Source organism: Rhodoferax sp. (assembly GCF_028714215.1).
Classification (GTDB): domain Bacteria; phylum Pseudomonadota; class Gammaproteobacteria; order Burkholderiales; family Burkholderiaceae_C; genus Rhodoferax.
Genome location: NZ_JAQTMS010000087.1, coordinates 1 through 12,312, shown reverse-complemented (window position 1 = coordinate 12,312; position 12,312 = coordinate 1). Strand labels below are relative to the sequence as shown.

The 12,312-nt window shown below is 61.2% G+C and carries 9 protein-coding genes and 1 pseudogene; 4 read left to right on the top strand and 6 right to left on the bottom strand.

What is annotated here, in order from left to right; genetic code table 11:
• From PHS32_RS23485 to PHS32_RS23475, 3 genes and pseudogenes are all read right to left on the bottom strand, one after another.
• A pseudogene (locus tag PHS32_RS23485) lies at nt 1-660 on the bottom strand (pyruvate-flavodoxin oxidoreductase); the annotation flags it as partial.
• 270 nt (nt 661-930) lie between these two features.
• On the bottom strand, nt 931-1,767 hold the full coding sequence (locus tag PHS32_RS23480) for a LytTR family DNA-binding domain-containing protein (RefSeq protein WP_301081909.1): 837 nt from the start codon (nt 1,765-1,767) through the stop codon (nt 931-933).
• A gap of 1 nt (nt 1,768) precedes the next feature.
• Nucleotides 1,769-3,076 carry a histidine kinase gene (locus tag PHS32_RS23475; protein ID WP_301081906.1) on the bottom strand — a complete coding sequence of 436 codons (1,308 nt, stop codon included), beginning with the start codon at nt 3,074-3,076 and terminating at the stop codon, nt 1,769-1,771.
• A gap of 221 nt (nt 3,077-3,297) precedes the next feature.
• On the opposite strand from PHS32_RS23475, the gene PHS32_RS23470 reads away from it, so the two are divergent.
• The gene (locus tag PHS32_RS23470; protein ID WP_301081904.1) at nt 3,298-3,762 is read left to right on the top strand and encodes a universal stress protein; all 465 of its coding nucleotides are present in this window, start codon (nt 3,298-3,300) and stop codon (nt 3,760-3,762) included.
• 196 nt (nt 3,763-3,958) lie between these two features.
• Nucleotides 3,959-6,205, top strand: a complete 2,247-nt coding sequence (locus tag PHS32_RS23465) for a sensor domain-containing diguanylate cyclase (protein WP_301081902.1) — start codon at nt 3,959-3,961, stop codon at nt 6,203-6,205.
• A 41-nt stretch (nt 6,206-6,246) separates the two neighbouring features.
• Here the strand turns inward: PHS32_RS23465 and PHS32_RS23460 are convergent, their stop codons facing one another.
• Complete coding sequence (locus PHS32_RS23460; RefSeq protein WP_301081901.1) at nt 6,247-6,843, bottom strand: 3'-5' exonuclease; 597 nt, start codon at nt 6,841-6,843, stop codon at nt 6,247-6,249.
• Nucleotides 6,844-7,072: 229 nt separating this feature from the next.
• Between PHS32_RS23460 and PHS32_RS23455 the strand changes: the two genes are divergently transcribed.
• Together PHS32_RS23455 and PHS32_RS23450 are read left to right on the top strand one after the other, a co-directional pair.
• Nucleotides 7,073-7,738: a response regulator transcription factor gene (locus PHS32_RS23455; RefSeq protein WP_301081899.1), complete on the top strand. Its 666-nt coding sequence runs from the start codon at nt 7,073-7,075 to the stop codon at nt 7,736-7,738.
• A 48-nt stretch (nt 7,739-7,786) separates the two neighbouring features.
• Nucleotides 7,787-9,190 (top strand): ATP-binding protein, encoded by a 1,404-nt coding sequence (locus PHS32_RS23450; protein WP_301081897.1) that lies wholly within the window; start codon nt 7,787-7,789, stop codon nt 9,188-9,190.
• Here the strand turns inward: PHS32_RS23450 and PHS32_RS23445 are convergent.
• Together PHS32_RS23445 and PHS32_RS23440 are read right to left on the bottom strand one after the other, a co-directional pair.
• The gene (locus PHS32_RS23445; RefSeq protein WP_301081896.1) at nt 9,177-9,962 is read right to left on the bottom strand and encodes a hypothetical protein; all 786 of its coding nucleotides are present in this window, start codon (nt 9,960-9,962) and stop codon (nt 9,177-9,179) included. The two genes, PHS32_RS23450 and PHS32_RS23445, sit on opposite strands and share 14 nt — an antisense overlap.
• A 41-nt stretch (nt 9,963-10,003) precedes the next feature.
• Nucleotides 10,004-12,118, bottom strand: coding sequence for a TonB-dependent siderophore receptor (locus PHS32_RS23440; RefSeq protein WP_301081895.1), 2,115 nt, complete (start codon nt 12,116-12,118; stop codon nt 10,004-10,006).
• Nucleotides 12,119-12,312 lie beyond the last annotated feature (194 nt).

Sequence of the window (12,312 nt, the reverse complement as noted above, 5' to 3'; positions counted from 1 at the left end):
CATCTCCTGCGCCAGCGTCGGCGCCTTGATGCGGCCGGCCGGGTCGCCCAGGTACTCGGCCAGCAACTCGGGCTCGGGCATCAAGGCCTCGCTCAGCATGTGGCTGGTGGCAAAGCCGTCCATCGCATTGGCCACCGGAATCAGCGAGAGCGCGGCCGCGCGGTAGGAAATGGCCGCCAGGTCGGCCGCTTCCTGCGGGTTGGCGCCGAACAGAATGGTGTAGCCGGACGACAGCAGTGCATAAACGTCGTCATGCCCGGCCATCACGTTGAGCGAATGTTTTGAAACCACACGCGCCGCCACTTGCAGCACAAAACCGCCGACCTTCTTGCCGACGGTGACGTAATGCGATTCCAGCGCGTACAAGATGCCCTGACTGGAGGATGCGTTGGAAATATATTGCCCGCCGGTCAGCGCCGCACCCAAGGCGCCGCTCTGGGCCGAATGCTCGCCCTCGGGGCCGAAGAAAAACGGGTGCTTGCCCCAGACATTGATGCCGCCCTCGGCCCGGAACGCCTCGTAGATCTCGGCGATCTCGGTGGACGGCGTGATCGGGTAACCGATGACGCCGCCGCAGACCTGGTTCATGACATAGGCGACTGCGCCGTTGCCGTGAATGACGTTGGGGATGCCGGGGTATTTTGCTGTCTTCGCGTTCATTGTGCTGCGTCCATGAGTTATCGGTTAATCTCAAGGCCCACCCTGGATGAACTCACAGCTTGGTCGAACACTTTCCGGCCACAGACAGGCGAGCGGCTTCACACTCACCCCAAATGGGCAAACGAGGGCTTGCGCTTCTCGTATGTTGGTATGTGAATAGTAGCACCGCTATGCGGAATATTGACCGGAATCCACGCCATCTATTGACCGGCGTCAAGTGAGTAATCAATGCCGCCCTGCAAGCCGGCGTTTGTTGCCGACGCCTGCTATCTACATTCCCTTGAACAAGCCAGCGTAACTGCGGCTGACTTCCAGTTTTTCAGGATGACCGCGCACGCTGACCAGTTGCCGGCCGCGAAAATCACGGTTGACACCGGCAATGGCCTTGACGTTGACCAGGGTGGAGCGGTGGATTTGCCAGAACAGGTTCATGTCGATTTCTTCCACCAGTTCCTTGATCGGCTTGCGGATCAAGGCCTCCATGGTGGCGGTCTGGACCCGCGTGTATTTTTCATCCGAAATGAAGAACAACACTTCTTCCACCGGAATCATCTGGATCGCCTGACGCACCGTGGCCTGAATCCACTGCAGCTTGGCCGGGCTCCTGGGGTTGATCTGGGCCGCCAGCCGCTGCAATAGCTGCTGCATGTCGGGCGTGTGCGCCGGCAGCATCACGGAGGCTCCGTTGGCACCGCCGTGCTCCTGCTGGGCGCGCTCCGCCATGCGTTGCTGGAGGCGCTGCACGGTGAGCCGCAGGCGCTCCGGCTCGGCTGGCTTCAATACGTAATCCACCACCCCTTGCTCGAAGGCCTGCACCGCGTACTGGTCGTAAGCGGTGATGAAGACGATCTCGCAGCCGGGCCAGCCGTCCGCCTCGTCATAGGTCGGCAACTGGGCAATTTGGCGCGCCGCGTCGACGCCGGTGAGCACCGGCATGCGAATGTCAAGAAACACCACGTCGGGATGATGCTGCTCGGTCAGGCTGACCGCCTCCTGGCCGTTGCGGGCTTCGGCCACGATCTCCAGTTCCGGCCAGACCTGGCTCAGGCGGGCGCGCAGTTGTTCGCGCATCAAACGTTCATCATCGGCAATCAAGGCAGTCGGCATCTCAGGTCTCCGTGCTGGTGTGCACCGCATAAGGCAGCGTGATGGTGACCGAGGTACCGCCGCTGGCCGGCTCGGTCACAGTCAGGCTGGCCTTGTTGCCATACAGCAAGGCCAGACGCTCCCGGATGTTACTCAAACCAATGCCGGTGCCGGCAGTCTCCGCCTTGCCGAAACCCAGACCGGTGTCGGCCACCGTGACGGCCAGCTTGCCGTGCACGATTTCGGCGCTCACCGTCAACAGGCCGCCCTCGGCCTTGGGCTCCAGCCCGTGCTTGATGGCGTTCTCCACCAGGCTTTGCAACATCATGGGCGGGAACTCGGCCGACAACAAGCCGTCGCTGACGCGCACCTCGGTCTGCAAGCGCTCTTCCATGCGCACTTTCAGGATTTCGAGGTAGGGCCGGATCATGGCCAATTCGCGGCCCAGGTCGCGCGTGCCCTGGGCATTGGCCTCGCGCATGGTGGGCATGCTGGCGCGCAGCAGGGCGATCAGGTTCCTTTGCATCTTGCCGGCGCGCGGCGGATCGGTCTCGATCAAATGCTCAATGCTGGCCAGGGTGTTGAACAAGAAGTGCGGCTCCACTTGGGCCTGCATGGCCGCCATGCGGGCCTCCACCACCTGGCGCTTCAAGGACTCGGATTCGGCCACTTCGGTGGCTTGCGCCGCCTTGGCTTCGGCCTGCACCTTGCCCTTGTAGGAGACCTTGATGATGATGGAAAACAGAATGAACCACAACGCCAGGGGCACTAAAGACGCACCAATTTTGTGGGTGCGAATACGCGGGCGCATCTCTTCGGCCGCGTCCGCCGCCTCCTGCTTGGCTTCTTCCAGCGCCGCCAACACTTCCTGGCGCGCCTCGTCAACAGCGTCCTTGACCACCTGCGAATCGGCTCCCGGCGGCAGCTTGATCGTCACTCCCGGCACAGTCGCCTCGGCCGAGGCGGGTTCGGAAGGGGGCTGGACGGGCGGCCCGGCTTTGGTGGAAATGTGGACACCGCTCTCGTCAATGGAAATGTCCACTCCGTCACTGGAATTCTTTTTCGATTCGCTGGGTTTCGGCTTGGGCACATGCGCGGTCTTGCCCGGTCGCTTCGGAACATCGGCCACGATTTCAGAATAAGTCCAGCTCAGCGGTGGCATGTCCCGAAGGATGGCCATCGAGATGATCAGCAACAGGGAAAGGCCAAAGAAGCGCCGCCAGGTAATGCTGACCAGCCAACCGGCATAAGCGTGGTAGGCCCTGAGGTAGGCGCCGCAAGCACGCGACCATCGGCTGGGGCTGCCTGGATGGTTGGTTTCGTTAGTCATGATGGGTTGTGGCGACGGCAGAGCTTGAATGCCCCAACTGTACGCAAAACAAAAGCCCGAACGCCAGCCGCAAGCGACGCACTGCACAAAAAGCAGACAGGCTGCGTCCACTGCCGACGGTTTTGCCGGTTCGCCGTCGCCAGCGGGCCCTCTTGCGAAAAGTCAATGCCGGCACGCCACGCCACCTCAACAATGGACCCATCTCAAGCCAGGAGGACACCATGTACCAGCGTATTCTCGTTCCCGTTGACGGCAGCAGCACATCCAACCGGGGACTGGACGAAGCCATCAAGCTGGCCAAGCTGACCGGCGCCAGCCTGCGCCTGATTCATGTGGTGGACGCCTTGACCTTCGCCACCGGCTCCGAACTCTACGGGGTTTATGCCAGCGATGTGGTGCCCAAGATGAAGGAGTTGGGCCAGCAGACGCTGGAGCAGGCCAAGACCCGTGTCCAGCAGCAAGGCGTCAAGGTCGACACCCTGCTGTTTGACAGTCTGCCGACCGGCGTATCCGAAATCGTGGTCGAGCAAGCCCGGACCTGGCCGGCCGACCTGATTGTGATCGGCACCCACGGCCGACGCGGCGTCAGGCGCTTGTTGCTGGGCAGCGACGCCGAGCAGATCATGCGTCTGGCGCCGGTGCCGGTGCTGCTGGTCCGCTCAGCCGAAGTTGCCGGCCAGGCCTGAGCCTGCGTGGGGGCCATGTCCTTGCTTGATTTTTCTCAAAGTCTCCGCCGGCCGGGCGCACAGACTTGAATATCTTGGATGTGGGCGCCGACGCGGAATTGAGCAGTGGCCAGCAGCTAGGACATGCTTATGTACGGTGTCCTTTATGTGCGCTACCGAACTGTGTTTGAGCAATTGCCCAACTGGTGTGATAAACGTGTTCTCCTACCCCGTCCGACACTCGAATATCGAAGCGCAAGCAGAGCGACAGAAAACGGTCCTGCTGTATCGCAACGCGGGCATTGCACAGTCGGTGACGGTCGCCAATGCCACTCTGCTGGCCGCTGTCAACGTCTCCCTCCAGGCATCGGCCGGCGCGGCTTTCATCTGGTGGTGCTTGGTCGTCGCTGTCGCTGCCGGGCGTTACCTGCTGGCCCGCCGCTTCGTGGCAGTTGCGCCGAATGCAGCCGAGGCCATGACCTGGCGGCGGCGCTATATCGGTGGCACGGCGATGATGGCCGCCACATGGGGCGCCGGCGCCGTATTGTTCATGTGGAAGGCGCCCGATAGCGCGCTCTTGTTCTCCGGGCTGACGCTGGTCGGAATGATGGCAGGCGCTATTCCGTTGCTGGCACCGGTGCCGGCAGCCTTCGCGACATTTGCGGTGCTGGTCAGTGTCCCGATGTCCGCAGTCGTATTGCTACAGGCCCATTCGGCACTGCACTGGGCGTTCGGCACGATGGGCATCGTTTTCCTGTTTGCCATGCTCGCCAGCGCACGCTACCTGCACGAGACGCTCGATGTGGCGATACGCCTGGGGCTGGAACAGGGCCAGCTGGCTGAGTCACAGCGGATCCTTACGGCCGCGGTCGAGCAAAGCAACTCCTCCATCGTGGTGACCGATGCTGACGCCAGTATCATCTTCGTCAATGCTGGCTTTTCCCGTGCGACCGGCTATTCGCCTGAAGAGGCGATCGGCCAGAACCCGCGCATCCTCAAGTCAGGCAAGACGCCCAAGAAGACTTACGAGGAACTTTGGGCCACCATTGCCAGCGGACGGCCTTGGCAAGGGGAAATCTACAACAAGAAGAAGAATGGAGAGTTGTACTGGGAGGCCGCCAGCATCTCGCCGGTCGTCGATGCGGCGGGCCGCATTGCCCACTATGTGGCCGTGAAGGACGACATCACGCAGCGCAAGCAGGCGGAAACAGCGCTTCAGGAACAGAAGAACTTCCTGTCCACCGTCCTTGCGAACGAGCCTGAATGCGTCAATCTCATCGGGACCGACGGAACATTGCTGCAAATGAACAACGCCGGTATGTCCATGCTGGAGGTGGACAGCATCGAAGCGGTCAATGCCTGTGGCGGCCTGGTCAACTTCGTGTTGCCGGAGCATCGCAGCGCATTCAACGATCTGGCCGAGCGGGTCCTCGCCGGTGAAACCGGCATGCTGGAATTTCAGATTGAAGGAAAACAGGGCACGCGGCGCTGGCTTGAGATCCACGCGGCACCGCTACGCGACGCTGCCGGCAAGATCACCCACCTGCTGGGCGTTACGCGCGACGTTAGCCGCAAACGGGAGGCCGAACAACGCCTGACCCTGGCACTGCGCGGCGCCGATCTGGCACTGACCGATTGGAACGTTCCGGGCAACACACTGGTCTTTGGCGAAGGCTGGGCCAAGCTGCTGGGCCATCGACCGCAGACGCTTCATCCGCATGTGTCCACCCTGGCCGATCTAGTGCACCCCGGGGATGCATCGGCGGCCCGCGATGCATTGATTCACCATCTGAAGAACGAAACGCCATTCTTCGAAGTCGAAGTCCGCATGCGCCATGACGATGGCCGCTGGATCTGGGTGCTGGCACGCGGCATGGCGGTCGAACGGGACTCCGACGGCCAGCCTTTGCGCGTTGCGGGCACCGGCATGGACATCACCCACCGCAAGGCGATGGAGCAGGAGTTGAAGCGCTTGGCCACCACCGATCCGCTGACCGGCGTGGCGAACCGTCGGCACTTCATCGAACTATTCGAAATGGAACTGGCGCGCATCAAGCGCTCGGGCGAGTCGGCCGCGTTCCTGATGGTGGACATTGACCGCTTCAAGAACGTCAACGACAGCTATGGTCATGCCATCGGCGATACAGTGCTTCAGCACCTGGCCGAACTATCCCGGCTCCGTCTGCGTCGCACCGACCTGTTTGGCCGCCTAGGTGGAGAAGAATTCGGTGTCTTGTTGCCCAGTACGGGCGGCCCGGAGGCCTTGCAGTTCGCCGAGGAGTTTCGACGCCATGTGGCCGTTACCCCGGCTCCGAGCAGCAAGGGAGAGATCCCGTTTACGATCAGTATCGGTGTCGCGGAGTTCAAGGCGAGCGACCGTGCACCCGACAGCATCCTGGCCCGCGCCGACGCCGCCCTCTACCGGGCCAAGGACGCTGGCAGGAATCGGGTGGAGACAGGCTAAGGGTCGTCAGCGGGAATTGGCCAGCTGATTCCAGAGCGACTTCAGGACAGCCCCAGCGCGTGAAAGACGCGAATAGCGGCATAGGCGTCGTTGGCCGCATAGACCACCTGGGCCGGGCTCAGGCTGGGCACGGACCAGTTGGAAGTGGCCGCCTTCTTCGATTTGATAAAGCGCTGCTGGAACAGCACTGCCACTGCGCCCTTGACACCCATGTCCTTGCGGTAGCCGCGCTGGTGAAACACGGTGTTGAGGTCCAGCACATCCAGCGCCTGCACGCCCAGCTTCGACTGGATGCGCTTGCGGTCGTCGCCCAGGCCGAAGCCGGCCTTGGTGAAACCCGGCAGCGCCAGCAACTGCGTCACCACGGCGCGACAGGCCGGGTCGTGCAACTGGAACACCCAGGCCTGCTCCAGCGTGGCCAGTTGCACGATGTGCGGTCCGGTGGAGAGTTGGTCCTTGACGAAGGTCGGTTTCGATTCGGTATCGAAGCCCCAGACCGCCGTGGCCCTGAGTGCGGCCTGTGCCTGTTGCGCCTGCGCGGCGCTGGCGACCAGCACAATCCGCTCCAGCCCGAGGCGGCCGAATTCCGGCAGCAGCGCAATCTGCTCCTTGCTGGGTGTAGCGTTCAGGGCGTGCATGGAGAATGTTGGCAAGGTGCTTGACAACCGCCCTCTTGGGCCAGCCCGCCATGGCGCTGCGCCGCAGGGTCGAAAAAGGCAAATTGGTTCGCCGGTTCAAAATACAAATTCATTCTCCATTTCAGACCTGATTTTGAAACACTTGTCCATTGGCGAAAATCCCTCTTTGCGCCCGCGCGCCCGCGCGGCATGATGGTGACATGATCGAACCCACAACCGGATATTCAAAATGAAGGCCTTGATCGTTGAAGATCAGCAACGGCTCGGCCGGTTCTTGCAGCAAGGCATGACGGAGCATGCCTATACGGTGAGTGTAGTGGGCAGTTGCCGGGAGGCACGTGCGGCCTTGTGCGAAACGAGTTACGACGTGATCGTGCTGGATCTGGGTTTGCCCGATGGCGATGGCCTGGACCTGCTGCGCGAGTGGCGCCGCAGCGGCTTCAATGAACCGGTGCTGATCCTGAGCGCGCGCGATACCGTCCAGGATCGCATCAAGGGCCTGGACATCGGCGCCGACGACTACCTGCCCAAGCCGTTCAGCCTGGAGGAACTGCTGGCACGCGTGCGTTCGCTGTTGCGACGCCATTCGACGGCCAAGGATACGCTGCTGGAACACCGGGGCATCCGGCTCGACTTGCTGGGTCACACGGCTCAGTTCAACGGCAAGCCGGTGGATCTGACCAGCCGCGAGTTTGCGCTGCTGGAAATCTTCATGCAAAACGTCGGCCGCATCCTGCCGCGCAGCCACATTTCGGAAAAAATATGGGAGTCGCACTACGACATCGACACCAATCTGCTGGACGTCTACATGAGCCGGCTGCGGGCAAAACTCGACACCTCTTCCGGCCAGCCGCTTTTCAAAACCGTACGCGGCGTTGGCTACCAACTGCTCTAAGACCCGGCACGCCGCAGTCACCCACAGCGCTCTACCGCGACGCTACCCATGGCCGGCAAGACCATTCGCATCCCCCGGTTGCTGAAATCAATCGGCATCCGCCTGACGCTCTGGTACACGCTGGCGGTCACCATCACGCTGGTGTGCGTGTTTGTGGCCGGTTACCTGTTGCTGCAAAACTACTTGATCCGCGGGCTCGATTTGCAGATCGCATCCCAATTCAAATCGGTGAAGGTCCACCTGTCTCGCGGTGGCGACCAGGACAGCCCCGAGTTCATCGAAAAAGCGCTGCGGGTCGCCTCCAACCGCAATTCCTCAATCTTCTTCTATGACATCCGCAACCGCCGGACCGGAACGGTGTTTCTGTCCGAAAACCTGCGCGGCAAAGCGATCCCGGGCGCTCGCAATGAGCCCATCTTCGACGTCAAATTGGACGACCTCGACACCCTGCGCGTGGGCACTTTTGAATTCGGGCCGTTTTCCGTCAGATTGGGCACGCCGCTGAGCAGTGTGCGCGACACCATGCTGGGCTTCACCAAAATCTGTCTGGCGCTGCTGGCCGGCATGATGCTGATGAGCGTGGCCATTGGCTTTGCCTTCAGCCGGCTGGCGCTCAACCCGATCCGCCTGATCAGTGAAACTGCCAACCGGATTCGTTCCGACAACCTGAATGAGCGAATTCCGGTGCCCGATGTCCATGACGAAGTATCCGACCTGGCGCGCATGCTCAACCAGATGTTCGACCGGCTGGAATCCTCATTCAAGCAGATTCGGCAGTTTGCCGCCGAGGCCTCGCATGAGCTCAAATCACCGCTGTCCCTGGTCCGTCTGCATGCCGAAAAAATGCTGCTGGACGGTGGCCTGAGCCCGCCTCAGGAAGAAGCGCTGCGCGTGCAACTGGAGGAACTGGCGCGGCTCGATCAGATCATCGAAGAAATGCTGTTTCTGTCACGCGCCGAAGCACGCGCCATCACGCTAGATCTCAAGAGCGTGGATCCGGCGCGCTTTCTGCAATCCTTTGCGCAGGATGCGCGCGTGCTGGCCGAGCATTACGGGATGCGTTTCAACCACACCCATGCCGGAGAAGGCCAAGTCGCTTTCGACGAAAAGCGCTTGCGCCAGGTGCTTCTCAACCTGCTCAGCAATGCCCTCAACGTGTCACCGACGGGCGGCCTGGTCACCGTGCGCTCGCTGCTGGACCAGGGTGTCTGGCGCCTCAGTATCGAAGACCAGGGACCCGGACTTCCCAGCGCCGAGTACGAACGCATCTTTGAACGCTTCGTGCGTGTGCCGACGACCGGCCCGCAGTACAAGGGCAGCGGCTTGGGTCTGGCGATTTGCCGCAGCATCGTGGGCCTGCATCAAGGCCGGATTTTCGCGGCGCCGGCGCCGGGTGACAAGGGTCTGCAAATGGTGCTGGAGATTCCGGCAACAGGTTTTAGCGAAAGCTGATTTGATCGGCGATCACGACCAGTTTTTCTTCGCGCACGGACTTCTTGTTGTCGCTGATCGCTTTCCATTCCGGAATTTCCTTTAGCCTGGCCCGCACCTTGGCAACCACTGCATTTCGCCGCGCCAGCGCCGCCTCGTCCTGGTACGCAAGAATCACCATGGCGGACCAGGGCCGGCCGGCCGGGAAACTGCCAACCCACAATTCATATTGCGACAGCACCGCTTCGCCGATCCAGCCGTCGAATTGCGGAATGACATAGCCGTCCGCATACTTCAGATAGTCGCCCATGGAAACCAGGGTCAGATACGGTATCACCAGGAACACCGGGTTGGCGGGCGTTTCCGCCGCGCTGTTGCTGCGTGCCAAGACAAGCGGAACGCTGTGAATGGCACGGACCAGCGCCAGCGCCTTGCGCGTCAGGCCGCCCGGTGTCGTCTGCTCCAGTATTTTCCAGCGCTCGACATTGGCGGAAGAGGAAAACGTCAACAGCGCCATCGCGTCCCAATGGTCCGAGTCGGCGTAGCGACTGAAAAGGATGCGGTAACTTTTCAAGATCCCTTCATTCTTCCAGCGCTGGAACTGGCGCAATCCGCTCTTTTCCAATTCACGGCGCAATGCCGGGCGCTGCAGCGGTGCCACGTGGTAGCTGATGACCAGCGCTGACGCCTCGTCGTTGACGGGTAGCTCGGCCGCTGCCGCCAAGTCGGTCAACAACAAGTTCAGCAGCAGAGCCGACAGCAGGCAACATAGTGACAGCAGCCGGGCTTTCACAGCCTTCCCTGCTGGCGTAAATCGAGCACGATCCGGCAACATCAAAACTCGGTTTTTGCGCTGAAACTGAGGCCCCGCTCCATGCCGGCGCCATAAGAACTGCTGGTGACGGCAGCCCAGTAACGTTTGTCCGCCAGATTGGTCACGCTCAATTGCATCGTGGTCTTACGCCCGGCAATCTTCGTCTTGTAGGCAGCACCTGCGGAGAACAGGGTCACTCCCGGTATGGCCCCTTGATTGAGCGCGTTGATGAAACGCGGGCCGATGTAGTTGGCGCCGGCTTTGAGGGTCAGCCCCATGACCGACGCCGGCCGGTATTCGACGTTCAAGGTGCCCATCAAATCGGCCATGTTTTCCGGCGACTTGCCGTTGAGATTTGGATCGATCACGGTCACCATGGTTCCGCGCATGATTTGCGCGGTGCCATTGACGGCCCAGGAGCGATTGATCTGGGCGCTGGCGGCAATTTCGAAGCCGTACAAATGGCTGGTGCCGTCGTACAGGAATTCGTTGAAATGGGCGCCCGCGACCTGGTTCGCCACGGCGTTGGCACGCACGATGTCAAAGTAGTCGATATTCGCGTACAGGCCTTTGAAGAAAGTCGAGCGAATGCCGATCTCCTTTTGCGTCGATTCGGTGGGCGCCAGGATCTGGTATTCGTTGGTCGTGTTGGCGGTGGCCGTCGGCCCATCCTCGAAGGCCCGCATGTAGCTGCCATAAACCGTTGTGCGCGGCGCCAGTTCCCACAACAGGCCGGCACCGGGGGCGGTGGGCGTGGTCTTCAGGGTGGTCGGCGTCAAGGTCTTTTGATTGGTACTCATGAACTGCGCGTCCGAGCTTCTGACCCCCGCCAGAATCTTCAGTGAAGAACTGAGCGCGGCCGTGTCATAGACGTAGTAGCTCTTTTCGACGTTGAGCGATGGCGCATAGACAATCGGCTTGTTGGGATCGACCAGCTGCGGAATTGGCAGCGGGTTGTAAATGTTGATGGCTGTCGTGGCCGCACCAGGACCAAAGGGATTGTTGCCGGCCCGCTCGCTCGAAGAGTAGCCAAATGTGGCATCGTTCTTCACAGATCCCAAGTCGAACTTGCCATGCAATTCGACCCTGCCGAATCGATTGTCGTAGTTCTGACCCTTGATCCATTGAATCTGCATCTTCCCGTCACCGGTGACCACGTCGTAGTTGCCGGTGGTGCGCGCCTGCACCCGATTGCGCTCCGAGTTGGAGGCACCAATTTCGGCCAGCACCCTCCAGTCGTCTGAAACAAGATAGTCGGCGCGCAACATCTTGTTCTCGGTGCGCGGCGTGTAGAGCCCCCAGGTCGCGCCCAGCATATGGGTCGGGTCCGGAATGTTCGGCACCACGATGACCCCCTTGACTGCGGCCAGAGGTGCGATGGACCCCTGCTCCATCACATCTTTTCGGTAGTTCTCGTAATCGAGCTTGAAGCTGAGCTGCTTGCTGGCGCGCCAATCGGCCGCCACGCTGGCGAATTGTCCGGTGCCGCTCAGCCCGTCAACACCCGTTTCGATATGGGTAGCGGATGCGTTGACGCGCAAGCCAAACTGTTTTTCGTCACCGAATTTGCGACTCAGATCGACCGCGCCGCCATACTGGCCAAACGCATTGCCGGACAGCGTCACCGTCGAAACGTCCTTGTTCGCCGGGCGCTTGGTGACCAGATTGATGATGCCGGCCGGGCTGGCCAGACCGAACATCAAGGCATTGGCGCCTTTGAGCGCCTCGACTTTTTCCTTGTCCTCGGTCGGGATCGTCACCACATTGGTGATCGCCAGGCCGCCATTCAATCGGTAATTCGTATACAGGCCCAACTGGATACCGCGAAATTTGACGCTGGCGTTGGCACTGCCGGCGGCGTTGTTGCTGGCCACGCCGGCAACCGTCTTGACGGCCTCGCCATAGCCTTCCTGCTGGTCCCCGGATTCGATCTGTTCGCGCGACACCACCACCTTGGTCTGGGTCGTGGTCTCCACCGATCCGGCGCCGGCTTTGGCGTCGGCGTCCTCCTCCGCGCCGGCTGCCGGGCTGGCGACCGGACCGGCGGCGATGGCACTGTGCAACGGTATCGAGACACCCGTCAACCCCAGCGTCAGATACAGCAATTTCGATACGCAATGGCGTTTGGTTTTCATTTCCTGCGGTCTCCGTCAAATATAGTTGTGCATCGGCGCTCTTTTGTCGGGCTCTCTCACGCGGTGTTAGCCCATCTTTCTCAACCGACCAAGTGAACCGCTGGCAAGTTGTTGATTTGCTTGAGCGCGAGGACAAAGGTCTCCACTACGCCGAGACTGCTTGGTGGTGCTGTTTGGCGAGCTTGGCGGTGATT

What these genes read in the sequence shown, in the direction of transcription:
- PHS32_RS23480 (WP_301081909.1), bottom strand. Translation starts at nt 1,767, where the DNA reads ATGCCGACTGCCTTGATTGCCGATGATGAACGTTTGATGCGCGAACAA.
- PHS32_RS23475 (WP_301081906.1), bottom strand. Translation starts at nt 3,076, where the DNA reads ATGACTAACGAAACCAACCATCCAGGCAGCCCCAGCCGATGGTCGCGT.
- PHS32_RS23470 (WP_301081904.1), top strand. Translation starts at nt 3,298, where the DNA reads ATGTACCAGCGTATTCTCGTTCCCGTTGACGGCAGCAGCACATCCAAC.
- PHS32_RS23460 (WP_301081901.1), bottom strand. Translation starts at nt 6,843, where the DNA reads ATGCACGCCCTGAACGCTACACCCAGCAAGGAGCAGATTGCGCTGCTG.
- PHS32_RS23455 (WP_301081899.1), top strand. Translation starts at nt 7,073, where the DNA reads ATGAAGGCCTTGATCGTTGAAGATCAGCAACGGCTCGGCCGGTTCTTG.
- PHS32_RS23450 (WP_301081897.1), top strand. Translation starts at nt 7,787, where the DNA reads ATGGCCGGCAAGACCATTCGCATCCCCCGGTTGCTGAAATCAATCGGC.
- PHS32_RS23440 (WP_301081895.1), bottom strand. Translation starts at nt 12,118, where the DNA reads ATGAAAACCAAACGCCATTGCGTATCGAAATTGCTGTATCTGACGCTG.